Origin of the sequence: Pseudomonas sp. GL-B-12 (assembly GCF_019955895.1) — a bacterium.
In the GTDB taxonomy this organism is placed as follows: Bacteria; Pseudomonadota; Gammaproteobacteria; order Pseudomonadales; family Pseudomonadaceae; genus Aquipseudomonas.
On sequence record NZ_JAHBCX010000024.1, the window covers coordinates 18,915 to 44,186 of the forward strand.

Below are 25,272 nucleotides of genomic sequence, written 5' to 3' on the forward strand. Positions count from 1 at the left end.
ACGGCTTAGCCGTTGAATACGTCATCCACGCTTTTCAGCGGGTAGTTCTTCGGATACGGCAGGGTTGCCACGCCGGTCTCGATGGCGGCTTTAGCCACGGCATCGGAGATCAGGGTGATCAAACGGGCATCCATTGGCTTCGGAATGATGTACTCACGACCGAATTCCAGCTTGATGCCGCCGTAGGCATCGCACACTTCCTGAGGTACTGGCAGCTTGGCCAGTTCACGCAGGGCGTTGGCCGCAGCCACTTTCATTTCTTCGTTGATGCGCTTGGCGCGAACGTCCAGGGCACCACGGAAGATGAACGGGAAGCCCAGTACGTTGTTGACCTGGTTCGGGTAGTCGGAACGACCGGTGGCCATGATCACGTCGTTACGGGTGGCGTGCGCCAGTTCCGGGGCGATTTCCGGATCCGGGTTGGAGCAGGCGAACACGATCGGGTTAGGCGCCATCGACAGCAGGCCTTCAGCGCTCAGCAGGTTCGGGCCGGACAGGCCAACGAACACGTCAGCGCCTTGCAGGGCGTCAGCCAGGGTGCGCTTGTCGGTCGCGTGAGCGAACACAGCCTTGTACTGGTTCAGGTCGTCACGGCCGGAGTGGATCACGCCGGTACGGTCGACCATGTAGATGTTTTCGATGTTGGCGCCCATGCTCACCAGCAACTTCATGCAGGAGATGGCGGCGGCGCCGGCACCCAGGCAGACGATCTTGGCTTCCGGCAGGGTTTTGCCAGCGATTTCCAGGGCGTTGATCATGCCGGCCGCGGTCACGATAGCGGTGCCGTGCTGGTCATCGTGGAATACCGGAATATCGCACTGCTCGATCAGAGCGCGTTCGATTTCAAAGCACTCTGGTGCCTTGATGTCTTCCAGGTTGATGCCACCGAAGGTGATGGAGATGCGCTTGACGGTGTCGATGAAGGCTTGCGGGCTTTCGGAGTCGACTTCGATGTCGAAAACGTCGATACCGGCGAAGCGCTTGAACAGCACGCCTTTACCTTCCATCACTGGCTTGGAAGCCAATGGGCCGAGGTTACCCAGGCCGAGAATCGCGGTGCCATCGGAAATGACTGCAACCAGGTTGCCTTTGCCGGTGTACTTGTAGGCCAGTTCAGGATCGCGGGCGATCTCGCGGACTGGTTCGGCTACGCCCGGGCTGTAGGCCAGCGACAGGTCGCGAGCGGTAGCAGTGGCCTTGGTGAGCTCGACACTCAGCTTCCCTGGACGAGGATTGGCGTGATATTCGAGAGCGGCAGTTTTCAGATCAGACATTTTGGCATTCCGCTTTTACTGTTGGACAGACTGGTCAGCGAGGATACGCGCCTCGCAAAGTCCCCACAAGACTGACCGGTCACCCCTGTCAAGCGCCCGGCCCTACGACTTTGGGCCAAGAGCCACGGAACACAAGGGATAGACTGTTCACAATCGACAGAAAAAATGTCTACAATTCTTTATCACTGCGCCGTTTGAAGCATCGCCGGGTCGGTCAAGGGCAACATCCAGCGTGCCTGACCCTCCTTGAGACCGCCACGCCGCGAACGATCCAGGACCCAGCCGCGCGCCTCGATTTGCTTGCCCTCGAGCCTTTCCAGCGTAGCTGCATCGAACCGCCCCAGGAGATTGGGCGCAATGCGCAATACAACCGAATCCTGTAACTCGATCCAAACCCCGCCACGATTGCGCTGAACCTTGCTCACACGACCGCTGAGCACGGCAAAACCGGAAGTGCTGATCTGCTCCGCTTTCAGTACAGGCGACTGGCGCCATACACCGAGCCCAGCCTGGCGGGCGCTGCGTTCCGCAGCTTGCTGACAGGCGACAAGATCGACATTCGGCGCCACGGCCACCTGGAAACCCAGGCCTTCGGCGACATTTGCGCTTCAAGGTTGGCGCCATCGGCACCGTAGACATGGGCCAGGGTGCGACCGTAATGGTCTTTGCTTTCTTTACCTGGCAGCAAACCAACCTGCCCATCACTCGCCGCCACCAGGGCTTCGAGCCGCTTGCGCGCGACCACGGCGAACGGTTCGTCAGAGCGGCCATTCTTGCCTAGCTCCGGCGTGTTCAAGCCGATCATGCGCACGCTGCGGCCATCGCTCAGGCGCAGAGTGTCGCCGTCCACCACCCGCTGCACCGCGACGGGCGTCAGGCCGCTGGGTGCCGGGCAAAACGCCTGGGCGCTGGATAGCCAAATCGCGGACACAAAAAAGGCGCCCGCGAGGGACGCCTTTTTCATCAGCATGGAAAAACCGGAACGGCTTCCCAAGTTGATTGGCCTTAGGCCTTTTTCGCGCCGAAAGCACCGAAACGGTCGGCGAAGCGCTGAACGCGGCCGCCAGTGTCCAGAGTCTTCTGCTTACCGGTGTAGAACGGGTGGCATTCGTTGCAAACGTCGATCGCCAGGGCTTTGCCGAAGGTCGAACGGGTTTCGAACTTGTTGCCGCAGCTGCAGGTAACAGCAACTGCTGGGTATTCTGGATGGATATCCGCTTTCATGGTGTTTTCCTCAGGCTAGCGTGCCGCCACCCAACACTATTGTTGAATACCGCACGTAATTAGGCCGCGGATTCTACCAGACAATCCCATTCACGCAAGCTGTCCCTGAGACCGACCGTCTGCTAGGCTCCCGGCCTCAAGCGCATTCCCACAATTGATCTGCGTCCACCCCTTCTTTTGTTGCCTGCTAATCGAGATCCCCCCGCGTGCCCGACGCCATTCTGCGCCTCGCCCTGCCTTCGCCGCTGCGCCGCCTGTTCGACTACCGCGCTCCGGCCGGCGTCCTGCGCGCCCATCTGCATCCTGGCATGCGCCTGCGGGTGCCGTTCGGCCGACGGGAGATGATCGGGATTCTGGTGGAAGTCACCGACACCAGCGAAGTGCCGGTCGAGAAACTCAAGCCGGCCCTGGCCCTGCTCGACGCTACGCCACCGCTGCCACCCGCGCTGTTCAAGCTGTGCCTGTGGACGTCCCAGTATTACCAGCACAGCCTCGGCGACACCTTGAGTTGGGCGCTGCCGGTTTTGCTGCGCCAGGGTGAGCTGGCCGAAGCACGCCAGGAGCGTTTCTGGTCCGCCGCGCCGGGGGCCAGCCTCGACGATCCGCGCATCGCCCGCGCCCCGCGCCAGCGCGAAGCCCTGGCCACGCTGGCCCAGCATCCCCACGGCGTCGCCCATCAATTGCTGAGCAAACTGATGCTGAGCAAGGACAGCCTGGATTTGCTGCTGGCCAAGGATCTGGTGCAGGTCGAGATCCGCCGGCACGCCCCGGGCGCACGCCACGAACACTGGCTGGCGCAACCGGAACTCCCGCTGAATCCGGAGCAGCGCGCCGCCTATGAGGCGATTCGCGCCGGCTTCGACAGTTATCACGCGTTCCTGCTGGCCGGCGTCACCGGCAGCGGCAAGACCGAAGTCTATCTACAGTTGATCCGCGAAACCCTGGAGGCCGGCAAGCAGGCGCTGGTGCTGATCCCGGAAATCAACCTCGGCCCGCAGACCCTGGCGCGCTTCGAGCAGCGTTTCAATGCCCGTATCGCGCTGATCCATTCGGCGGTCAATGACCGCGAACGCCTCGAGGCCTGGCTGGCCGCCCGGGACGGTGAGGCCGATATCATCATCGGCACCCGCTCGGCCCTGTTCACACCGATGAAGAACCCCGGCCTGATCATCATCGACGAAGAGCACGACGGCTCCTATAAACAGCAGGAAGGTTTGCGCTACCACGCCCGTGATCTGGCATTGGTGCGGGCGCGACAGGAAAACATCCCGATTGTCCTCGGCTCCGCCACCCCTTCGCTGGAAAGCCTGCACAACGCCTACACCGGCCGCTACGGGCTGCTGCGCTTGACCGAGCGCGCCGGCGGCGCCAAACAGCCACGCTTCCTGCGTCTGGATGTCAAAAGCCGCCCGCTGGACAGCGGCATTTCCGGGCCGATGCAACAAGCCATCGGCCAGACCCTGGCCGCCGGACAACAAGTCCTGGTATTCCTCAACCGCCGCGGCTTCGCCCCGACCCTGCTGTGCCATGACTGTGGCTGGATGTCCGAATGCCAGCGTTGCGATGCACGGATGACCGTGCATCAGCGTTACGGCGAGTTGCGCTGCCACCATTGCGGCTACGTCGAACGCGTGCCGCGCCAGTGCCCGAAGTGCAACAAGGTCGATCTGCGCCCCGTTGGCGCCGGCACCGAACGGGCCGAGGAGCGCCTGGCGATTCTGTTCCCGGACTATCCGGTGCTGCGGGTCGACCGCGACAGCACATCGCGCAAGGATGCGATGAACCAGTTGTTCGCAACCATTCAAAAAGGCCAGCCGTGCATCCTGATCGGCACGCAGATGCTTGCCAAAGGTCACCACTTTCCACGGGTGACGCTGGTGTCGATCCTTGACGCCGACGGTGGCCTGTTCTCCGGCGACTTCCGCGCCAGCGAGCGCATGGCGCAGCTGATCGTCCAGGTCGCTGGTCGCGCAGGTCGCGCCGAAGAGCCGGGCAAGGTGATTATCCAGACGCACCTGGCCGACCATCCGCTGCTGGTGCAATTGACCGAGCAAGGCTATTTCGCCTTTGCCGAACAGGCCTTGAGCGAACGTCGTGCGGCCGGATTGCCGCCGTTTGCGCACCTGGCGCTGCTGCGGGCCGAGGCGCATAAACCGGGTCAGGCCGAAGGTTTCCTGGATGAGGCGTGCAGCGAGGCGGAGCGTTTGCTGGTCGAGCAGAATCTGACGGGGATCGAATTATTGGGACCGGTCCCCGCACCGATGGAGCGCCGGGCCGGGCGTTATCGTGCGCAGCTGTTGTTGCAGGCTACGGCGCGGGCACCCTTGCATCGATTGCTGGCCAGTTGGTTGCTGGTGCTGGAGCAGATGCCGAGCGGGCGGGCGGTGCGCTGGTCTTTGGATGTTGATCCCGTAGATCTATATTGATTTTGAGATCGCTTTCGCGAGCAAGCCCGCTCCCACAGTGGTTCTCGGGTGGAACTACATTTTGTATCCACCTCAAAACCTGTGGGAGCGGCGGTGCGACAATTCGACTTGCTCGCGAAGAGGCCCTAATTGTCACCACACATCCATATCCTGCCTGCTAAGGTTGGCAAGCCCGTCTTCGCAACGGATAATGCCCAGTTTTTCCACCAGCGCATGATGCGCCGCCGCGCCTGCGGTCGAAAGAGAAGACCATGAAAGACACCATTCGCCAGCTGATCCAACAAGCCATCACCCAACTCGTCAACGAAGGTGTGTTGCCTGAAGGCCTGTCGCCGGCGATCCAGGTGGAAAACTCCCGCGACAAGAAGAACGGCGACTTCGCCAGCAACATCGCCATGATGCTGGCCAAGCCGGCCGGCATGAAGCCCCGCGATCTGGCGGAAAAAATCATTGCCGCGCTGCCGGCTGACGAAAATGTCGCCAAGACCGAAATCGCCGGCCCGGGCTTCCTGAACTTCTTCCAGAACACCGACGCCCTGGCGACCCGCCTGGACGCCGCCCTGGCCGACGCCCACATCGGCGTGCGCAAGGCTGGCCCGGTGCAGCGCACCGTGGTTGACCTGTCGGCACCGAACCTGGCCAAAGAGATGCACGTCGGCCACCTGCGCTCGACCATCATCGGCGACGGCGTGGCCCGCGTGCTGGAATTCCTCGGCGACACCGTGATCCGTCAGAACCACGTCGGCGACTGGGGCACCCAGTTCGGCATGCTGATGGCTTACCTGCAGGAAAACCCGATCACCAGCGACGAGCTGTCGGACCTGGAGAACTTCTACCGCGCCGCCAAGCAACGCTTCGACGAATCCGCAGAGTTCGCCGACCGCGCCCGTGGCCTGGTGGTCAAGTTGCAGGCCGGCGACGCCGATTGCCTGGCGCTGTGGACCAAGTTCAAGGACATCTCGCTGTCCCACTGCCAGAAGATCTACGAACTGCTCAACGTCAAACTGACCATGGCCGACGTGATGGGCGAAAGCGCCTACAACGACGACCTGATCAACGTGGTCAACGACTTGAAGGCCGCAGGCATGCTGGTCGAGAGCAACGGCGCCCAGTGCGTGTTCCTCGACGAGTTCAAGAACGCCGACGGCGACCCGCTGCCGGTGATCATCGTCAAGGCTGACGGCGGCTACCTCTACGCCACCACCGACCTGGCGGCCGTGCGCTACCGCAGCGGCAAGCTCAAGGCCGACCGTGCGCTGTACTTCGTCGACCAGCGTCAGGCCCTGCACTTCCAGCAAGTGTTCGCCGTGGCGCGCAAGGCCGGTTTCGTGACCCATCCAATGGAAATGGAACACATGGGCTTCGGCACCATGAACGGCGCTGACGGTCGTCCGTTCAAGACCCGTGATGGCGGCACCGTGAAGCTGATCGACCTGCTGACCGAAGCCCAGGAGCGCGCCTACACCCTGGTCAAGGACAAGAACCCTGAACTGGCCGAGACTGAGCTGCGCAACATCGCCAAGGTGGTGGGCATCGGAGCAGTGAAATACGCTGACCTGTCCAAGCACCGCACCAGCGACTACAGCTTCAACTTCGACCTGATGCTCAATTTCGAAGGCAACACCGCACCGTACCTGCTGTACGCCTACACCCGCGTGGCCGGCGTGTTCCGCAAGCTCGGCAAGGACTTCAGCGAAGTCGACGGCCAGATCGTCCTCGAAGCGGCGCACGAACACGAACTGGCGGCGAAGCTCGCGCAGTTTGGCGAGATCCTGAACAACGTGTCCGAAAAAGGCACCCCGCACATCCTTTGCACTTACCTGTACGACGTCGCAGGCCTGTTCTCCAGCTTCTACGAGAACTGCCCGATCCTCGCCGCCGATACCCCGGCACAAATGCAGAGTCGCCTGCGCCTCGCCGCGCTGACCGGACGCACTCTCAAGCAAGGCCTGGAACTCTTGGGCCTGGAAACTCTGGAGCGTATGTAAGTTGGCTGCCAAGAAAAAACCTGCACCCAAGCGTGGCGCCAGCCGTTACCAAGCTCCTGCAAAGCAACCGATCCCGGGCTGGCTGTGGATGGCCATCGGCCTGACGGTCGGCGCTTTCATCGTATTCCTGATGAAGCTGGAACCGGGCAAGGGCAGCGACACGGTCAAGCGTGAAAAAGTCGAGCAACAGCAACAGCAGAAAGCCAGCAAGATCGCCGAGGCCAACAAGACCCCGCCGAGCCCGACGCAACCGGTGAAGCCGAAGTACGACTTCTACACCTTGCTGCCGGAATCGGAAGTCATCGTGCCGCCGGATGCCGTGCCGGAAAAAACCCTGCCGACGCCGCAAGTGCCGGCCATCCCGACCACGCCGGTCACCCCGGCCGAAGCGGCGAAGATCGACACCGCGCGCGCCCAGGCTGCTTTGGCCGGGATTACTCCGCCTCCTGCGCCACCGGTCAAGGCTGCGCCTGTGACGAAGTTTTTCCTGCAGGCTGGCTCGTTCCGCAAAGAGACTGATGCGGACAAGGTTCGGGCGCAGATCATTCTGTTGGGCCAGGCCGTGGCGGTTGAGTCCGGCACGGTGAAGGACGAAACCTGGTATCGGGTGCTGGTCGGACCGTTCAGCAACCGCGAACAACTGACCACGGCGCAGAAACAATTGGCCGGCGCAGGCTTTAGCAACTTGCTGTTACAACAACGCCAAAGCCGATAACGCCCCCTGTGGCGAGGGAGCTTGCTCCCGCTGGAGTGCGCAGCACTCCCAAAACCTGCATTTGCGGTCCATCAGGTAGACCGCATAGACCGGGTTTGTGGCTGCTTCGCAGCCAAGCGGGAGCAAGCTCCCTCGCCACAATTGTTTCAGCGACAACCCATCACCATCACAACACACCACTCGTCCCCTCTCCCGTCCTACAGTTGAAAAACGCTCCACCACCCCCATATGAGTTTGCATAAGGCATTTTCGCCCAGCTGCGTGGAGACTCTTCCCTTGACCACCATCGTTTCAGTTCGCCGCCACGGCAAAGTCGTCATGGGCGGCGACGGCCAGGTTTCCCTTGGTAATACCGTGATGAAAGGTAACGCGAAAAAAGTTCGTCGCCTGTACCACGGTCAGGTCATCGCCGGTTTTGCCGGCGCCACCGCTGACGCCTTTACCCTCTTCGAACGCTTCGAAGGCCAGCTTGAAAAACACCAGGGTCACCTAGTGCGCGCCGCCGTCGAACTCGCCAAAGAATGGCGCACCGACCGCTCCCTGAGCCGCCTCGAAGCCATGCTCGCCGTCGCCAACAAAGACGCCTCCCTGATCATCACCGGCAACGGCGATGTGGTTGAGCCCGAAGAAGGCCTGATCGCCATGGGTTCCGGCGGCGGTTACGCCCAGGCCGCTGCCAGCGCGCTGCTGAAGAAAACCGATCTGTCGGCCCGGGAAATCGTCGAAACCGCCCTCGGCATCGCCGCCGACATCTGTGTATTCACCAACCACACCCAGACCATTGAGGAGCAGGACTGCGCCGAGTAAGCCCGTGCAGCCATCGCACCACGGCTCATTCTTGCTTGAGGTCCATTGAATATTATGTCCATGACTCCCCGTGAAATCGTCCACGAACTCAACCGCCACATCATCGGCCAGGACGATGCCAAGCGCGCCGTCGCCATTGCCCTGCGCAACCGCTGGCGGCGCATGCAGCTGCCAGAAGAGCTGCGCGTTGAAGTAACACCCAAGAATATCCTGATGATCGGCCCGACCGGTGTCGGTAAAACCGAGATCGCCCGTCGCCTGGCAAAACTGGCCAATGCGCCGTTCATCAAGGTCGAAGCGACCAAGTTCACCGAAGTCGGCTATGTCGGCCGCGACGTCGAATCGATCATTCGTGACCTCGCCGATGCCGCGATCAAGCTGCTGCGCGAACAGGAAATCGTCAAGGTTCGCCACCGCGCCGAAGACGCCGCTGAAGAGCGCATCCTCGACGCCCTGCTGCCACCGGCACGCATGGGCTTCAGCAACGACGACGCCCCGACTGCCGATTCCAACACCCGCCAGTTGTTCCGCAAGCGCCTGCGCGAAGGTCAGCTGGATGACAAGGAGATCGAAATCGAAGTCGCCGAAATGGCCGGCGTCGATATCTCCGCGCCACCGGGCATGGAAGAAATGACCAACCAGCTGCAAAGCCTGTTTGCCAACATGGGCAAGGGCAAGAAGAAAGCCCGCAAGCTCAAAGTCAAGGAAGCGCTCAAGCTGGTGCGTGACGAAGAAGCCAGCCGCCTGGTCAACGATGAAGAGTTGAAGGCCAAGGCCCTGGAAGCGGTCGAGCAGCACGGCATCGTGTTCATCGACGAAATCGACAAGGTCGCCAAGCGTGGCAATTCCGGTGGCGTCGATGTGTCCCGCGAAGGCGTGCAGCGCGACCTGCTGCCGCTGATCGAAGGCTGCACCGTCAACACCAAGCTGGGCATGGTCAAGACCGACCACATCCTGTTCATCGCCTCCGGTGCCTTCCACTTGAGCAAGCCGAGCGACCTGGTGCCCGAGCTGCAAGGCCGCCTGCCGATCCGTGTCGAACTCAAGGCCCTGAGCCCTGAGGATTTCGAACGCATCCTCAGCGAGCCTCACGCTTCGCTCACCGAGCAATATTGCGCACTGCTGAAAACCGAAGGCCTGGGCATCGAGTTCCAGCCGAGCGGCATCAAGCGCATCGCGGAGATCGCCTGGCAGGTCAACGAGAAAACCGAAAACATCGGTGCCCGTCGCCTGCACACCCTGCTTGAGCGCCTGCTCGAAGAGGTGTCGTTCAGCGCCGGCGACCTGGCCAGCGTTCATGACGGCAAGGTGATCCAGATCGACGCCGACTACGTCAACAGCCACCTGGGCGAATTGGCGCAGAACGAAGACCTGTCCCGTTATATTTTGTAAGCTTCAAGTTGCAAGCTACAAGCGTCAAGCTGATGGAGTTAAGCTTGAAGCTTGTAGCTCGCCACCCAAGGCTCTTTCTATGCTTCCCACCGACATCAAGCTGCACAAAGCCTCGAAAACCCTGTCGCTGAAATACGCGTCCGGCGAGGAATACACCCTGCCCGCCGAGTTCCTGCGCGTGCACTCTCCTTCCGCCGAGGTCCAGGGCCACGGCAAACCCATCCTGCAATTCGGCAAGATCAACGTCGGCCTCACCAAGGTAGAACCGGCCGGTCAGTACGCACTGAAACTGACCTTCGATGATGGTCACGACAGTGGTCTGTTCACCTGGGAATATCTGTACGAGCTGGGGCGACGTTATGACGCACTCTGGGAAGATTATCTGGCCGAGCTCAAAGCCGCCGGAAAAACCCGCGATCCGAACGAATCCATCGTCAAACTGATGCTCTAATCCGAGCCTCTCGCTCTTTAGAGGGCATTTTCTAATTTCATCTGTTTGAATGCTCCGCTTCAGGGCCGCCGATTGGCCTGCTTGCGAAAAAAATTAAACTCGGGTAACCAATGGAACTGGCAAGTTCCCTGCAGTGCTCTCTGCATTAAAAAAGCAGCGATGCAGTATTAACGGTCACCCCGAGCAGTAGTACCTGGCATTGGCTGTGTGACTACACAGCAGGACCCGGTACTCGTCTCAGGACAATGGAGCGTCGTAGATGAGTAACAAGAATAACGATGACTTGAAGAGTCAAGCCTCGGAAAACACCTTGGGGCTGAATCCTGTCGTTGGACTGCGTGGAAAGGATCTACTGGCTTCTGCTCGAATGGTGCTCAGGCAGGCCATCAAACAACCGATTCACAGCGCCAAACATGTCGCGCATTTCGGCCTTGAACTCAAGAACGTGCTGTTCGGTAAATCCGAGCTGCAACCGGGTAGCGATGACCGTCGCTTTGCGGATCCGGCCTGGAGCCAGAACCCGCTCTACAAACGTTATCTGCAAACCTACCTGGCGTGGCGCAAGGAACTCCACGACTGGATCGGCGACAGCAACCTGCCGCCCAAGGACGTCAGCCGTGGGCACTTTGTGATCAACCTGATGACCGAAGCCTTCGCCCCGACCAACACGGCGGCCAACCCGGCGGCGGTCAAGCGCTTCTTCGAAACCGGTGGTAAAAGCCTGCTCGATGGCCTCTCGCATCTGGCCAAGGACCTGGTGCATAACGGCGGCATGCCGAGCCAGGTCAACATGGGCGCATTCGAGGTCGGCAAGACCCTTGGCGTGACCGAGGGTGCAGTGGTCTTTCGCAACGACGTGCTGGAGCTGATCCAGTACAAGCCGATCACCGAACAGGTGCATGAACGCCCACTGCTGGTGGTACCGCCGCAGATCAACAAGTTCTACGTTTTCGACCTGAGTCCGGAAAAGAGCCTGGCGCGGTTCTGCCTGCGCAACAACGTGCAGACCTTCATCGTCAGCTGGCGCAACCCGACCAAGGAGCAGCGCGAGTGGGGCCTGTCGACCTACATCGAAGCGCTCAAGGAAGCGGTTGATGTGGTCACCTCGATCACCGGCAGCAAAGACGTGAACATGCTCGGTGCCTGCTCCGGCGGCATCACCTGCACCGCGCTGTTGGGCCACTACGCGGCAATCGGCGAGAACAAGGTCAACGCCCTGACCCTGCTGGTCAGCGTGCTCGACACTACCCTAGACAGCGACGTGGCCCTGTTCGTCGACGAGCAAACCCTCGAAGCCGCCAAGCGCCACTCCTACCAGGCCGGTGTTCTCGAAGGCCGCGACATGGCGAAAGTCTTCGCCTGGATGCGCCCCAACGACCTGATCTGGAACTACTGGGTCAACAACTACCTGTTGGGCAACGAACCGCCGGTATTCGACATTCTGTTCTGGAACAACGACACCACCCGGTTGCCCGCTGCGTTCCATGGCGACCTGATCGAGATGTTCAAAAGTAACCCGCTGACCCGTGCCGATGCACTGGAAGTGTGCGGCACTCCGATCGATCTGAAGAAGGTCACCGCCGACATCTTCTCGCTGGCCGGCACCAACGATCACATCACCCCGTGGCGTTCCTGCTACAAGTCGGCGCAATTGTTCGGCGGCAACGTTGAATTCGTGCTGTCCAGCAGCGGGCACATCCAGAGCATTCTGAACCCGCCGGGCAATCCGAAATCGCGCTACATGACCAGCACCGAAATGCCCGCCAATGCCGATGACTGGCAAGAAGAGTCGACCAAGCACGCCGACTCCTGGTGGCTGCACTGGCAGGCGTGGCAGGCACAGCGTGCGGGCAACCTGAAAAAAGCACCGTTGAAATTGGGCAACAAGGCCTATCCAGCGGGTGAAGCCGCGCCAGGCACCTATGTGCATGAGCGGTAACTGACACACCTCGCCCCACACTGTGGGAGCGAGCCTGCTCGCGATAGCGGCGGCAGCTTTGGCCAGTGAGCTGGCTGACACACCGCTATCGCGAGCAGGCTCGCTCCCACAGGGGATGGGGAAGAATTCAAGAGAGCGACCCACAGGGCCAGAAGCATGCCGCAACCCTTCATATTCCGTACCGTCGATCTGGATGGCCAGACGCTCCGCACGGCGGTACGCCCCGGCAAGCCTCACTTGACGCCCCTGCTGATTTTCAACGGCATCGGCGCCAACCTGGAGCTGGTGTTCCCGTTCATCGCGGCGCTGGACCCGGACCTGGAAGTCATCGCCTTCGACGTACCCGGCGTCGGCGGTTCGTCGACACCGAACCGGCCGTATCGTTTTCCGAGCCTGGCGAAACTCACGGCGCGGATGCTCGACTATCTCGACTATGGGCAAATCAACGTCATCGGCGTGTCCTGGGGTGGCGCCCTGGCCCAACAGTTCGCTTATGACTATCCGGAGCGCTGCAAGAAACTCGTGCTGGCCGCAACGGCGGCGGGTGCGGTGATGGTGCCGGGCAAACCGAAAGTGCTGTGGATGATGGCCAGCCCGCGACGTTACATCCAGCCGTCCCACGTGATCCGCATTGCGCCGATGATCTACGGTGGTGCGTTCCGTCGCGACCCGACGCTGGCCGCCAGCCATGCGGCCAAGGTGCGTTCAGCGGGCAAGCTCGGTTACTACTGGCAGCTGTTCGCCGGCCTCGGCTGGACCAGCATCCACTGGTTGCACAAGATCCGCCAGCCGACCCTGGTACTGGCCGGTGACGATGACCCACTGATCCCGTTGGTCAATATGCGCTTGCTGGCCTGGCGGATTCCCAACGCCCAGTTGCACATCATCGATGACGGGCATCTGTTCCTGATTACCCGGGCCGAAGCGGTGGCTCCGATCATCATGAAATTCCTGGAAGAGGAGCGCCAGCGCGCGGTGATGCATCCGCGTCCGGCGCCATTGGGCAGCTAAACCGCTGCATCGGCGGTCGGCAGGACGCCACGCCGCGCAACAATCCGTTACAGCGTCTATGGTGTTCTGGTTCGGTGTATTTGTTTTTGGCCTGAAGACGAAGGAGTGTTGACTCATGCGCGAGAAACCAGCGAGGGATTCCCTACCGACTCCCGCCGCGTTCATCAATGCACAGAGTGCGATTACCGGCCTGCGTGGTCGGGATCTGTTGTCGACCCTGCGCAGTGTGGCCGCCCATGGCTTGCGCAATCCGGTACACAGTGCCCGACATGCCCTCAAACTCGGCGGTCAGCTTGGCCGTGTGCTGCTGGGCGAAACCCTGCACCCGACCAACCCGCAAGATGCTCGCTTCGCCGATCCGGCGTGGAGCCTCAACCCGTTTTATCGCCGTAGCCTGCAGGCCTATCTGAGCTGGCAGAAACAGGTCAAGAGCTGGATCGACGAGAGCGACATGAGCCCGGACGACCGCGCCCGCGCCCACTTCGCTTTCGCCCTGCTGAACGACGCCGTATCACCCTCCAACACCCTGCTCAATCCACTGGCGGTCAAGGAACTGTTCAATTCCGGCGGTAACAGCCTGGTGCGTGGCATCGGCCATTTGGTGGACGATCTGCTGCACAACGATGGCCTGCCCCGGCAAGTCACCAAGCAAGCGTTCGAGGTCGGCAAGACGGTCGCCACCACCACCGGTGCCGTGGTGTTTCGCAACGAGCTGCTGGAGTTGATCCAGTACAAGCCGATGAGCGAAAAGCAGTATTCCAAGCCCCTGCTGGTGGTGCCGCCGCAAATCAACAAGTACTACATTTTCGATCTGAGCCCCCATAACAGCTTCGTCCAGTACGCCCTGAAAAACGGCCTGCAAACTTTCATGATCAGCTGGCGCAACCCGGATGTGCGCCATCGCGAATGGGGGCTTTCGACCTACGTGGAAGCCGTGGAAGAGGCCATGAATGTCTGCCGGGCGATCACCGGTGCACGCGAGGTCAACCTGATGGGCGCCTGCGCCGGCGGGCTGACCATTGCCGCGTTGCAAGGTCACTTGCAGGCCAAGCGGCAGCTGCGCAGGGTGTCCAGCGCGACTTACCTGGTGAGCCTGCTCGACAGTCAGATGGACAGCCCTGCGACGCTGTTCGCCGACGAGCAGACTCTGGAGGCTGCCAAGCGCCGCTCCTATCAGCGGGGTGTACTGGACGGCCGCGACATGGCCAAGGTCTTCGCCTGGATGCGCCCCAACGATTTGATCTGGAGCTACTTCGTCAACAACTACCTGTTGGGCAAGGAGCCACCGGCGTTCGACATTCTCTACTGGAACAACGACAACACGCGCCTGCCGGCCGCCCTACATGGCGACCTGCTGGACTTCTTCAAGCACAACCCGCTGACCCACCCGGGCGGGCTGGAAGTGTGTGGCACGCCGATCGACTTGCAGAAGGTTACTGTCGACAGCTTCAGCGTCGCCGGCATCAACGATCACATCACGCCGTGGGACGCGGTGTATCGCTCGACGCTGTTGCTCGGTGGCGAGCGGCGCTTCGTGCTGTCCAACAGCGGTCATGTGCAGAGCATCCTCAACCCGCCGAGCAACCCGAAAGCCAACTACGTCGAGAACGGCAAACTGAGCAGCGACCCCCGAGCCTGGTACTACGACGCCAAGCATGTCGATGGCAGCTGGTGGACCCAATGGCTGAGCTGGATTCAGGAACGTTCCGGCGCGCAGAAGGAGACCCACATGGCGCTCGGCAATCAGAACTATCCACCGATGGAGGCAGCACCCGGTACTTACGTACGCGTGCGCTGACGTTCAACGAGCCACGGCCTCTGCCGGCCGTGGCAAGACCCGATCATTAAGAAGACTGGATGAAAACCCGCGACCGGATCCTCGAATGTGCCCTGCAGTTGTTCAATCAAAAGGGCGAACCGAATGTCTCCACCATGGAAGTTGCCAATGAAATGGGCATCAGCCCGGGCAACCTCTACTACCACTTCCACGGCAAGGAACCGCTGATTCTCGGGCTGTTCGAGCGCTTCCAGGGCGAACTGGCGCCCTTGCTCGACCCACCGGCCGATGCCGAACTGGCGCCCGAAGAATACTGGCTGTTCCTGCACCTGATCGTCGAACGCCTGTCCCACTACCGGTTCCTGTTCCAGGACCTGTCGAACCTCGCCGGGCGCCTGCCGAAACTGGCCAAGGGCATTCGCAACCTGCTCAATGCACTCAAGCGCACACTGGCATCGCTGCTGGCACGATTGCAGGCGCAAGGGCTGCTGGTCAGCGATACCCAGGCACTGGGGCAACTGGTGGAGCAGATCACCATGACGCTGCTGTTCTCGCTGGATTACCAGCGGATTCTTGATCGTCAGGGCGAGGTGCGATTGGTGGTTTACCAGATCATGATGCTGGTGGCACCGCACCTGCTGCCGTCGATGAAGGCTGCGACCGAGCAGATGGCGATGGAGTATCTGGAAGACCACGAATAATCCTGACCACAACGCCCCCCTGTAGGAGCGAGCTTGCTCGCGAAAAAGGTACAGCCGACGCTACTCAGCGCCTGCAATACCATCGCGAGCAAGCTCGCTCCTACAGTGGGCTTGTGTCGCTCAGAGATTCGCGCACAAACAAAAACGCCCGACCTTCACAGGCCGGGCGTTTTCTTGAGCCCTGAGAATCAGGACTGACTGGTTGGCGTCGATGGAGCTGGCGCGGCAGTCGGGGTGACAGCAGGGGTCGGTGCGGTAGCGGAGTTCGATGCGCTGACCGGAGCTGCCGGCGTTGCCGGTTTGGCAGCTGCCACTGCTGGTTTTGGCGCGGCAGCTTTTGGAGCGGCCGGCTTTTTCACCGCTGGTTTTTTCGCCGCGGCCGGTTTGGCTGCTGGCTTGATGGCTGCCGGCTTGGCCGCTGCAGTTTTCGCTGCAGGCTTGGCGGCGGCTGGTTTGGCCGCGGCCGGTTTGGCGGCTGCAGTTTTAGCCGCAGGTTTGGCAGCAGGTTTAGCCGCTGCTTTTGCCAGTGGCTTGGCTGCGGTTTTGGCGGCCGGCTTGGCTGCCGCGGTTTTCGCCGCAACAGGCGCAACCTTGGCACCGGTCAGTTTTTCGATTTGCTTGGTCAGGGTATCGACCTTGCTGTGCAGTGCCTTGACTTCGTTGCGGCTCGGTACGCCCAGACGCGAAATGGCGCTGTTCAGACGCTTGTCGAAAGCGCCTTCCAGCTCATCCCACTTGCCCAGTGCGCGATCTTTCACGCCGCTGATACGCGATTTGGCCGAAGAAGCGGAGTCCTTGGCGGCGTCGACAGTCTTGCCAACAGCGCTCTTGGTGAGCTTCTCGGCTTTCTCGCCGTCCCTAACCAATGCATCGAAGAGTTTGCTGCCGTCAGTGTCGATCTTCGAGTACACGCCTAAACCAGCCAGCCAGATTTTTCGGGAGTAATCTTCAACCTTCCCGATCCACGAGCTGCCTTCTTTTTCGGTGTTCTTTTTAACAGCCATCCCGTTCTCCTTAAGATTTACGCGCGACACGTTCGAGCAATGCCGTCAGCTCATCGAGCTTAGCAGAGAGTGCCTCAACGTCATGTTTAGACGGAATACCGATACGATTCAAGGCACTTGCGACACGCGTGTCAAACGCCTTCTCGACCTTGTCGAGTTGAACTTCGACGCGGCCTTTGAAAGTGCTGACTTCACTCTTGGCTTCATCGATCTCGGCATTGGCCGCTTCAAGTTTCTCAGCGACTACCTTTTTGCCTTTCTTTTCAACAACCTGACCCGCTTTGATCAGCTCTTGAAAGTACTCGCTACCCTCTTGGCCGACCTTGGTGTAGGCACCCAGGCCTGCCAGCCAGATCTTGCGGGCATAGGATTTGACGTCGCTCAGCGTGCTGGTCGACGGGTCGATTTTTTTCTTCAAAATAACTTTGGCCATGGTGCACCTCACGCGCAGAAGGTTTGAGGAACTGCCCGGATAAGTGTCGGGCTCTGGCACAAAGTAGGGAGAAAAATTAGAAACGGCACCCTAACAACTGACATGAAAGGTCAGGTGCACCACAAAACAAATGTGGGAGCGAGCCTGCTCGCGATAGCGATTCATCAGTCAAAATGAATGTCGACTGACACTCCCTCATCGCGAGCAGGCTCGCTCCCACATGGGATCTCGGTTCACGCGGAAACCGAGTCAGACCAACGCTTTATCCAGCGCCTTTTCGATTTCCGCTTTGATCATGCCGCTCATGGCCGACATCATCAGGCCCAGCTCCACGTCGACCTTGATCGAATTTTCACTGACATGCACCGCGCCCTTCACACCCGAGCGCTTGAGGTTCAGGGTATCGCCGGACCACTGCGGCTCCAGGCCATACTGATCGGAAAGTTTCTGCGCCAGCTTGTCGGCCTTTTCGCGAGCCGCTGCCTTACCCAGGCCATGGGCACGTTCAACACTAATACGGGCCATCAAATGACTCCTGCTTTATGGATGCTTTCCCGAGGCATCTTGACCTCTGCTGCGTCAAAACGTCCCGATGGTTGCCCATCTTACCTTCAGCCTTGCCAAGACAAAGCATGCCTTGGGGATTAGAATGTCGCGCATTCTCTTTTGGTGACAGCGATATGACTGATCAGCGCAAAGGCAGCGATGCCGAACCCACCACTCACTTCGGCTTCAAAAACGTTCCGGAAAGCCAGAAAGCGGAAAAAGTCGCTGAGGTTTTCCACTCGGTAGCCGCCAAGTACGACCTGATGAACGACCTTCTGTCGGGCGGCATGCACCGTCTGTGGAAGCGTTTCGCGATCGAACTGTCGGGCGTTCGTGCCGGTAACCGCGTGCTCGACATCGCCGGCGGCACTGGCGACCTGACCAAAAAATTCTCGCACCTGGTAGGCCCGACCGGCCAGGTCGTATTGGCCGACATCAACGAATCCATGCTCAAGGTCGGTCGTGACCGCCTGCTGGACCTCGGTGTGGCCGGCAACGTCGAATTCGTCCAGGCCGACGCGGAAAAGCTGCCGTTCCCGGACAACCATTTCGACTGCGTGACCATCGCCTTCGGCCTGCGCAACGTGACCCACAAGGAAGATGCCCTGCGCTCGATGCTGCGCGTGCTCAAGCCTGGCGGCCGTTTGCTGGTGCTGGAATTCTCCAAGCCGACCAACGCGCTGATGTCCAAGGCCTACGACGCCTACTCGTTCGCCTTCATGCCGCTGATGGGCAAGCTGATCACCAACGACTCGGAAAGCTATCGCTACCTGGCCGAATCGATCCGCATGCACCCGAATCAGGAAACCCTGAAGTCGATGATGGTCGAGGCCGGTTTCGACCGCGTGACCTATCACAACATGACCGCAGGCATCGTTGCCCTGCACCGCGGCATCAAGCCCTGATGCTGCTCGCCGGCCTGCTCGCCAGCGTTGAACTCGGCCTGAACCGGGTGCTGCGTCTCGACAGCACGGCGCTGCCGCGGCTGGCGCATTTGAGCGGCAGAGTGATTGCCGTCGACTGCCGCAGCCCGGCGCTGCAACTGTTCATCCTGCCCAGCGACGAAGGCCTGATGCTCGCCTCCCAGTGGGAAACCGGCGCCGACTGCACCTTGCGTGCACCGGCCTCGAGCCTGCTGAAACTGGCCATGAGCAAGGACAAGACTTCTGTTCTGCACGCCCCTGAAGTCGAACTCGACGGCGACAGCGGCGTACTGCTGGAGCTGGCGGCGATCCTCCAGGACCTGGAGCTGGACTGGGAGTACGAACTCTCGCGCTGGTTGGGCCCGGTGGCCACGCAACTGCTCGGCGGTCACCTGCGCAGCCGCGCCCGCTGGTATCAGCAAGGCTTTGCCAGCCTGGGCCAGAACCTGGGCGAGTACCTGGCCGAAGAATCGCGCACCCTCGTCGGTCAGCGCGAAGCCGAAGCCCGATTCAGTGAACTGGACCAGATCAAGCTCGATCTGGAACGTCTCGAGGCGCGATTCGAGCGCCTTTCCCGATCCCTCGACCCAAGCGATAACGCATGAAGCTGCTTGCCGCCCGCCGTTTGTTGCGCATCCAGCGCGTCGTGATCCGCTACCGCCTCGATGACCTGCTGTTCGCCCTGCCGCTGCCCTGGTTCTTGCGGGCGCTGCGCTATGCCTTGCCGTGGCGCTGGTTCCCGCGCAAGACCCTGGACCTGAGCCGTGGCGCGCGCTTGCGCCTGGCGTTGCAGGACCTGGGGCCGATCTTCATCAAGTTCGGGCAGATCCTGTCCACCCGTCGCGACCTGCTGCCAGAAGACATCGCCGATGAGCTTATGAAGCTGCAGGACCGCGTGCCGCCGTTCGACTCGCAAGTGTCGGTCAAGCTGATCGAAGAACAACTCGGCAAGAAAATCAGCGATGTGTTCAGCCGTTTCGATGTCGAGCCGCTGGCCTCAGCCTCGGTGGCGCAGGTGCATGCCGCGCAACTGAAAACCGGTGAGGAAGTGGTGGTCAAGGTGATCCGCCCGGGCCTCAAACCAGTGATCGCCCAGGACCTGGCGTGGCTGTTCATCCTCGCCCGCGCCGCCGAAAAACTCTCGGCCGATGCGCGCCTGCTGCATCCGGTGGACGTGGTCAGTGATTATGAAAAAACCATCTACGACGAACTCGACCTGCTGCGCGAGGCGGCCAACGCCAGCCAGTTGAAGCGCAACTTCGACGGCTCGCCGCTGCTGTACGTGCCACAAGTCTATTGGGACTGGTGCCGGCCGAAAGTGCTGGTGATGGAGCGCATCTACGGCATCCAGGTCACCGATCTGGCAACCCTGGCCGACCAGCGCACCGACATGAAAATGCTCGCCGAGCGTGGCGTGGAGATTTTCTTCACCCAGGTGTTCCGCGACAGCTTCTTCCACGCCGACATGCACCCCGGCAACATTTTCGTCAGCACCGTGAATCCGTGGAGCCCGCAATACATTGCCATCGACTGCGGCATCGTCGGCAGCCTGACCCCGGAAGACCAGGATTACCTGGCACGCAACCTGTTCGCCTTCTTCAAGCGCGATTACCGTCGCGTGGCGCAGTTGCACATCGATTCGGGCTGGGTGCCGGCGGAAACCAAACTCAACGAATTCGAAGCAGCGATCCGTACCGTGTGCGAGCCGATCTTCGAAAAACCGTTAAAAGATATTTCTTTCGGCCAGGTGCTGATGCGCCTGTTCCAGACCGCGCGCCGCTTCAACATGGAAGTGCAGCCGCAACTGGTCCTGCTGCAAAAAACCCTGTTGAACATCGAAGGCCTGGGCCGTCAGCTGTACCCGGACCTTGATCTGTGGAACACCGCGCAGCCGTTCCTCGAACGCTGGATGCGCGAGCGGGTCAGCCCCAAAGCCCTGCTCGGCAACGTGCACAGCCAGTTCGAACAGATCCCGCACCTGGCCAACATGGCCCGCGATCTGCTCGAACGCATGTCCCAACCCCACGCCTATGACCCGCCGCCTGCGTGGCACCGACGCCGTGACGACTGGTTCCTGCGCCTGCTCGGCACGGCGCACCTGGCCGGTGGCGCCATCCTTGCCGCTGGCGGACCGCTGAATCAGTTGGACTATTGGCCAGCTGGCATCATGATGGCGGTCGGTTTGTATCTGGTCGTGCGCCGATAGCCAGTTGTGTGAACGACTGGCACACTGTTTCAACGCCTGAGCTCGGCTATTGAAGTGTCGAGCCCGCTGTCGGAGTCGAAGATGAAAAACTGGCTGGACGAGATCAAGTGGGACGCTGACGGCCTGGTGCCGGCCATTGCCCAGGATCACAAGACCGGGCGCGTCCTGATGATGGCCTGGATGAACCGCGAAGCACTGGAACTGACCGCTGCCGAGAACCGCGCCATTTACTGGTCGCGCTCCCGTGGCAAGCTGTGGCGCAAGGGCGAAGAGTCCGGCCATGTGCAAACCCTGCACGAGATGCGCCTGGACTGCGACGCCGACGTCATCATCCTGATGGTCGAGCAGATCGGCGACATCGCCTGTCATACCGGCCGCCAGAGCTGCTTCTACCGCGTCTATGAGAACGGCGACTGGACAACCGTCGACCCGGTTCTGAAAGATCCGCACGCCATCTATTCCGCAGGGCACACACATGAGTGACACTATCACCCGCCTCGCCGAGGTACTGGAGGAGCGCAAAGGCGCTGCCGCCGACAGCTCGTATGTCGCCAGCCTGTACCACAAGGGCTTGAACAAGATTCTGGAAAAAGTCGGCGAAGAGTCGGTCGAAACCATCATTGCCGCCAAGGACGCCGCCGTCAGCGGCGACTGCAGCGATGTGATCTACGAAACCGCCGATCTATGGTTCCACAGCATGGTCATGCTCGCCCAATTGGGGCAGCATCCACAAGCTGTACTCGATGAACTGGACCGTCGTTTCGGTCTCTCCGGACACGCCGAGAAAGCCTCGCGCCCGTCCGTCTGAATAACTATTAGAGAGGAGCAGCAGCATGGGCATTTTTGACTGGAAACACTGGATCGTCATCCTGGTTGTCGTGGTACTGGTGTTCGGCACCAAGAAACTGAAAAACCTCGGCACCGACGTCGGCGAATCGATCAAGGGCTTCAAGAAAGCCATGAACGACGACGAAAAACCGGCCGACCCGAATGCGACCCAGGCCCAACCGGTTCCACCGGTACAGCCTCAAGCCTCTGTAAACCAGCCGCACACCATCGATGTGCAGGCACAGAAAGTCGAAGAGCCGATCCGCAAAGACGTGTGAGCACTGACTAATGTTTGGTATCAGCTTCTCTGAACTGCTGCTCGTCGGCCTCGTTGCCCTGCTGGTGCTGGGTCCCGAGCGCTTGCCGGGCGCTGCGCGCACCGCTGGCCTGTGGGTCGGGCGTCTGAAGCGCAGCTTCAACGCAATCAAACAGGAAGTTGAACGTGAAATCGGTGCTGACGAAATCCGTCGGCAACTGCACAACGAGCACATCCTGTCGCTTGAGCAGGAGGCGCGGAAAATCTTCACGCCGACCCAGCAGGAGCCGACGCCGGTGGAACACGTGGGCGAGCAGACGATTCATGCGCCTGCCGCTACCGTCGACCCGACACCTGCTCCCGTTGTAGCGCCTGTCGAACCTGCACCTGTTGTTGCAGCCACGCCGGTTGAACCCGTTACACCGGCGGCTGCGCCCGTTGCGCCGGCCCCTCATGACCCAACACTGCCGCCGCGAGCCCCATGAGCGATCTTCCTGAAAACGACCAGCACATGCCGCTGGTTTCGCACCTCACCGAGTTGCGTACCCGTCTGCTGCGCTGCGTAGCGGCGATCTTCATCATCTTTGCCGGGCTGTTCGCCTTCACCCAGCAGATCTACACCTTCGTCTCCACGCCGCTGCGCGCGTACCTGCCCGCCGGCGCCACGATGATTGCCACTGACGTGTCGTCGCCGTTCCTGACGCCACTGAAGCTGACGATGATGGTCTCGCTGTTCCTGGCCATCCCGGTGATCCTGCACCAGATCTGGGGTTTCATCGCCCCGGGCCTGTACAAGCATGAAAAGCGCATTGCTGTGCCATTGCTGATGTCCAGCATCGTGTTGTTCTATGCCGGCATGGCGTTCGCCTACTACCTGGTGTTCCCGCTGATCTTCAAGTTCTTCGCCGCCGCCACCCCGGCCGGCGTAGAAATGATGACCGACATCACCAGCTACCTCGATTTCGTCATGACGCTGTTCTTCGCCTTCGGCGTGGCGTTCGAAATCCCGGTGGCCGTGGTGCTGCTGGTGTGGATCGGCGTGGTCGACGTCAAATACCTGAAGAAGATCCGCCCGTACGTGGTCATTGGCTGCTTCGTAGTCGGCATGATCCTGACACCGCCGGACATCTTCTCGCAGACCCTGCTGGCCGTGCCGATGTGGCTGTTGTTCGAGATCGGCATCCTGTTTGGCAGCCTGATCAGCAAGCGTGGCGAGCATCCGGACGACCAACCGGCTGACGATCACAACGACCAGCCGCCAGCGACCCAAGCGTGAACCTGCTGCTCCTTGAAGAGGCCGATTTCATTGCGGCCGACCGGGCGGTCCTGCGTGATCGCCGGTTGACCCACATGCAGGAAGTCCACCGCAGTGAAGTCGGTGACAGCATGCGCGTCGGGCGGATCGGCGGGCTGATGGGTTCGGCCGAAGTGCTGCGCCTGGACGCCGACGAAGCGGAATTGCGCGTCACCCTCGACCAGCCACCACCGGCCAAGCTGCCATTGACCCTGGTATTGGCTCTGCCACGGCCCAAGATGCTGCGCAGGGTGTTTCAGACCGTGGCGGCCATGGGTGTGCCACGGATCGTGCTGGTCAACAGCTATCGCGTCGAGAAGAGCTTCTGGCAGACCCCATTCCTGGAGCCCGAGGCGATTCGCGAGCAGTTGATCCTTGGCCTCGAACAGGCCCGGGACAGCGTGCTGCCGGAAGTCGTGATCGAGAAGCGCTTCAAGCCGTTCGTCGAAGACCGTCTGCCGGCGATTACCGAAGGCACCCTCGGCCTGGTGGGGCATCCGGGCAATTACCCGCCCTGCCCTCGCGCACTCAGCGAACCGGTGACCCTGGCCATCGGCCCCGAGGGTGGCTGGATTCCCTACGAGATCGACCTGCTGGGCAAGTCCGGCCTGCAACCGGTGCAACTGGGCGAGCGCATCCTGCGCGTCGAAACCGCCGTGACCGCGTTGCTGGCACGACTTTTCTAAATCCCTACGCGATCACTGTGGCGAGGGGGCTTGCCCCCGTTTGGACGCGAAGCGGCCACTGTTGTTTGTTCCAGCCAAACCGCATGCACTTTTTTACGGCTGCTGCGCACCCGAACGGGGGCCAGCCCCCTCGCCACAGATCACCGCGCATCTGAAAAATCCTGAGCACCTATAGATCTGCACAGTCCAGCCGATACATCCCCCATAAAACCAAATTGTGGTCCGGGGAGTTTCAGCATGTATCAATGGCTAGCCGAGAGTCTGGGAAACGTCAGCGTCAAACGCAAGCTGGGGATCGGCTTCGGTCTGGTGCTGTTACTGACCCTGCTGATCACCTTCACCGGCTGGAGCGGCCTGAGCGGCGTGACCAGCCGTGGCGATAAACTGGGGTTCATCGCCAGCCTCAACGACCTGACCAAGGACCTGCGCATTGCACGCCTGGATTACGAGATGCGTCGCGGCGAACAAGGTCCCGGTGCCGTCAACGATCTGCTGGGCAAACTCGAAAGTGGCCTGCAGACCGCCCGCGGCCTGATCGAGCAACCGGCTAATACGGCCATGGTCGATCAACAACTGGCCGCTGTCGCCGAATACCGTCGTGCCTTCAACGACATGACCCAGGCCGGCGCCCAGCGTGAAGACGCCCGCAGCAAACTCGGCGCCACCGCCGACAATGCCGTGGCCCGCGTCGCCGAAGTGGAAAAAACCATGCTGCAAGGTGACAGCGTGGCGGCGTTCAACGGCGTGATCGACCTGAGCAAGCTGATCCAGCAGGCGCGTTTCCAGGTTCGCGGCTACACCTACAGCGGCAAGAGCGAAGCCGAACAGCCAGCCCTCGACGCAATCGACAACGCCCTGAAGAACCTCGAGAGCCTGCCGGCCAAACTGCCTGAAGAACACATCGCTAACCTGCGACAGGCCACTGATTCGCTGAAGGCCTATCGCGCCGCCGTCAGCCAGTTCCGCGACTCCCAGGTGGCCAGCGCCAAGGCCCTGGCACGCATGTCTGCCCAAGGCGACATCCTGGTGGACATGAGCCAGAAACTCACCGTCTCGCAAACCGTCGTGCGTGACACCGACGCCGCCCACGCAAAAAACATGCTGACCCTCGCCACCATTCTGGCCATCGCCTTCGGCCTGCTGGCCGCCTGGGCGATCACCCGGCAGATCATCATTCCGTTGAACCAGACCCTGGTCGTGGCACAGCGCGTCGCCAGTGGCGACCTGACCCACAACCTGACGTCGCAGCGCCGCGACGAACTCGGCCAGTTGCAGCGTGCCATGCAGAGCATGACCCAGGGCTTGCGCGAACTGATCGGCGGCATCAGCGATGGCGTTACGCAGATCGCCAGCGCCGCTGAAGAACTGTCCGCGGTCACCGAGCAGACCAG

The 25,272-nt window shown here is 61.0% G+C and carries 24 protein-coding genes and 2 pseudogenes; 20 read left to right on the forward strand and 6 right to left on the reverse strand.

Annotated features, from left to right (window positions below):
* Window positions 1-5 precede the first annotated feature (5 nt).
* From KGA85_RS14960 to rpmE, 3 genes and pseudogenes are all read right to left on the reverse strand, one after another.
* Window positions 6-1,274 (reverse strand): malic enzyme-like NAD(P)-binding protein, encoded by a 1,269-nt coding sequence (locus tag KGA85_RS14960; protein WP_095942355.1) that lies wholly within the window; start codon window positions 1,272-1,274, stop codon window positions 6-8.
* Window positions 1,275-1,456: 182 nt separating this feature from the next.
* Window positions 1,457-2,244 (reverse strand): annotated as a pseudogene (locus KGA85_RS14965) (thermonuclease family protein).
* A 35-nt stretch (window positions 2,245-2,279) separates the two neighbouring features.
* Complete coding sequence (gene rpmE / locus KGA85_RS14970; protein ID WP_008047849.1) at window positions 2,280-2,498, reverse strand: 50S ribosomal protein L31; 219 nt, start codon at window positions 2,496-2,498, stop codon at window positions 2,280-2,282.
* A 206-nt stretch (window positions 2,499-2,704) separates the two neighbouring features.
* Here rpmE and KGA85_RS14975 point away from each other — a divergent pair, with 206 nt between their 5' ends.
* The 10 genes from KGA85_RS14975 to KGA85_RS15020 all read left to right on the forward strand — a co-directional run bounded on the left by KGA85_RS14975 (window position 2,705) and on the right by KGA85_RS15020 (window position 15,705).
* On the forward strand, window positions 2,705-4,924 hold the full coding sequence (locus KGA85_RS14975) for a primosomal protein N' (RefSeq protein WP_223457593.1): 2,220 nt from the start codon (window positions 2,705-2,707) through the stop codon (window positions 4,922-4,924).
* Window positions 4,925-5,175: 251 nt separating this feature from the next.
* Window positions 5,176-6,912, forward strand: coding sequence for an arginine--tRNA ligase (gene argS / locus KGA85_RS14980; RefSeq protein WP_223457592.1), 1,737 nt, complete (start codon window positions 5,176-5,178; stop codon window positions 6,910-6,912).
* A gap of 1 nt (window position 6,913) precedes the next feature.
* On the forward strand, window positions 6,914-7,627 hold the full coding sequence (locus KGA85_RS14985) for an SPOR domain-containing protein (protein WP_007975583.1): 714 nt from the start codon (window positions 6,914-6,916) through the stop codon (window positions 7,625-7,627).
* Between the two features lie 276 nt (window positions 7,628-7,903).
* Window positions 7,904-8,434: an ATP-dependent protease subunit HslV gene (gene hslV, locus KGA85_RS14990; protein ID WP_046031180.1), complete on the forward strand. Its 531-nt coding sequence runs from the start codon at window positions 7,904-7,906 to the stop codon at window positions 8,432-8,434.
* Window positions 8,435-8,488: 54 nt separating this feature from the next.
* Window positions 8,489-9,826: an HslU--HslV peptidase ATPase subunit gene (gene hslU / locus KGA85_RS14995; RefSeq protein WP_008047842.1), complete on the forward strand. Its 1,338-nt coding sequence runs from the start codon at window positions 8,489-8,491 to the stop codon at window positions 9,824-9,826.
* Window positions 9,827-9,905: 79 nt separating this feature from the next.
* Complete coding sequence (locus KGA85_RS15000) at window positions 9,906-10,277, forward strand: gamma-butyrobetaine hydroxylase-like domain-containing protein (protein ID WP_223543193.1); 372 nt, start codon at window positions 9,906-9,908, stop codon at window positions 10,275-10,277.
* A 259-nt stretch (window positions 10,278-10,536) separates the two neighbouring features.
* Complete coding sequence (gene phaC / locus KGA85_RS15005) at window positions 10,537-12,216, forward strand: class II poly(R)-hydroxyalkanoic acid synthase (protein WP_223457588.1); 1,680 nt, start codon at window positions 10,537-10,539, stop codon at window positions 12,214-12,216.
* A 156-nt stretch (window positions 12,217-12,372) separates the two neighbouring features.
* Window positions 12,373-13,227 carry a poly(3-hydroxyalkanoate) depolymerase gene (gene phaZ, locus KGA85_RS15010; RefSeq protein WP_223457586.1) on the forward strand — a complete coding sequence of 285 codons (855 nt, stop codon included), beginning with the start codon at window positions 12,373-12,375 and terminating at the stop codon, window positions 13,225-13,227.
* Window positions 13,228-13,342: 115 nt separating this feature from the next.
* Window positions 13,343-15,025, forward strand: a complete 1,683-nt coding sequence (gene phaC / locus KGA85_RS15015) for a class II poly(R)-hydroxyalkanoic acid synthase (RefSeq protein ID WP_223457584.1) — start codon at window positions 13,343-13,345, stop codon at window positions 15,023-15,025.
* A 59-nt stretch (window positions 15,026-15,084) separates the two neighbouring features.
* Window positions 15,085-15,705, forward strand: coding sequence for a TetR/AcrR family transcriptional regulator (locus KGA85_RS15020; RefSeq protein WP_223447394.1), 621 nt, complete (start codon window positions 15,085-15,087; stop codon window positions 15,703-15,705).
* A gap of 188 nt (window positions 15,706-15,893) precedes the next feature.
* On the opposite strand, the gene KGA85_RS15025 is transcribed toward KGA85_RS15020, so the two are convergent.
* The 3 genes from KGA85_RS15025 to KGA85_RS15035 form a co-directional block, all read right to left on the reverse strand.
* Window positions 15,894-16,709, reverse strand: coding sequence for a phasin family protein (locus tag KGA85_RS15025; RefSeq protein WP_223543194.1), 816 nt, complete (start codon window positions 16,707-16,709; stop codon window positions 15,894-15,896).
* Between the two features lie 10 nt (window positions 16,710-16,719).
* Window positions 16,720-17,142 (reverse strand): phasin family protein, encoded by a 423-nt coding sequence (locus KGA85_RS15030; RefSeq protein WP_223457574.1) that lies wholly within the window; start codon window positions 17,140-17,142, stop codon window positions 16,720-16,722.
* A gap of 249 nt (window positions 17,143-17,391) precedes the next feature.
* Window positions 17,392-17,667 (reverse strand): polyhydroxyalkanoic acid system family protein, encoded by a 276-nt coding sequence (locus KGA85_RS15035; RefSeq protein ID WP_223457572.1) that lies wholly within the window; start codon window positions 17,665-17,667, stop codon window positions 17,392-17,394.
* A 155-nt stretch (window positions 17,668-17,822) separates the two neighbouring features.
* On the opposite strand from KGA85_RS15035, the gene ubiE reads away from it, so the two are divergent.
* The 10 genes and pseudogenes from ubiE to KGA85_RS31410 form a co-directional block, all read left to right on the forward strand.
* Window positions 17,823-18,593, forward strand: a complete 771-nt coding sequence (ubiE, locus tag KGA85_RS15040; RefSeq protein WP_053153319.1) for a bifunctional demethylmenaquinone methyltransferase/2-methoxy-6-polyprenyl-1,4-benzoquinol methylase UbiE — start codon at window positions 17,823-17,825, stop codon at window positions 18,591-18,593.
* Entirely contained in the window at window positions 18,593-19,216 is a 624-nt protein-coding gene (locus tag KGA85_RS15045; protein ID WP_223457570.1) for an SCP2 domain-containing protein, read from the forward strand. The genes ubiE and KGA85_RS15045 overlap by 1 nt, the downstream gene beginning before the upstream one ends.
* The gene (ubiB, locus tag KGA85_RS15050) at window positions 19,213-20,817 is read left to right on the forward strand and encodes a ubiquinone biosynthesis regulatory protein kinase UbiB (protein WP_223457568.1); all 1,605 of its coding nucleotides are present in this window, start codon (window positions 19,213-19,215) and stop codon (window positions 20,815-20,817) included. Before KGA85_RS15045 ends, ubiB begins: the two co-directional genes overlap by 4 nt.
* Window positions 20,818-20,898: 81 nt before the next feature.
* On the forward strand, window positions 20,899-21,300 hold the full coding sequence (hisI, locus tag KGA85_RS15055; protein ID WP_085725456.1) for a phosphoribosyl-AMP cyclohydrolase: 402 nt from the start codon (window positions 20,899-20,901) through the stop codon (window positions 21,298-21,300).
* A complete protein-coding gene (locus KGA85_RS15060; protein ID WP_223457566.1) occupies window positions 21,293-21,625 on the forward strand; it encodes a phosphoribosyl-ATP diphosphatase in 333 nt (110 codons plus the stop codon). Before hisI ends, KGA85_RS15060 begins: the two co-directional genes overlap by 8 nt.
* 25 nt (window positions 21,626-21,650) lie before the next feature.
* Window positions 21,651-21,923, forward strand: coding sequence for a twin-arginine translocase TatA/TatE family subunit (locus KGA85_RS15065; protein ID WP_223543195.1), 273 nt, complete (start codon window positions 21,651-21,653; stop codon window positions 21,921-21,923).
* 10 nt (window positions 21,924-21,933) lie between these two features.
* Window positions 21,934-22,386: a Sec-independent protein translocase protein TatB gene (gene tatB, locus KGA85_RS15070; RefSeq protein WP_223457562.1), complete on the forward strand. Its 453-nt coding sequence runs from the start codon at window positions 21,934-21,936 to the stop codon at window positions 22,384-22,386.
* Window positions 22,383-23,177, forward strand: coding sequence for a twin-arginine translocase subunit TatC (tatC, locus tag KGA85_RS15075; protein WP_046039611.1), 795 nt, complete (start codon window positions 22,383-22,385; stop codon window positions 23,175-23,177). The genes tatB and tatC overlap by 4 nt, the downstream gene beginning before the upstream one ends.
* Complete coding sequence (locus tag KGA85_RS15080) at window positions 23,174-23,881, forward strand: 16S rRNA (uracil(1498)-N(3))-methyltransferase (protein WP_223457561.1); 708 nt, start codon at window positions 23,174-23,176, stop codon at window positions 23,879-23,881. Before tatC ends, KGA85_RS15080 begins: the two co-directional genes overlap by 4 nt.
* A 237-nt stretch (window positions 23,882-24,118) precedes the next feature.
* A pseudogene (locus tag KGA85_RS31410) lies at window positions 24,119-25,180 on the forward strand (methyl-accepting chemotaxis protein); the annotation flags it as partial.
* Window positions 25,181-25,272 lie beyond the last annotated feature (92 nt).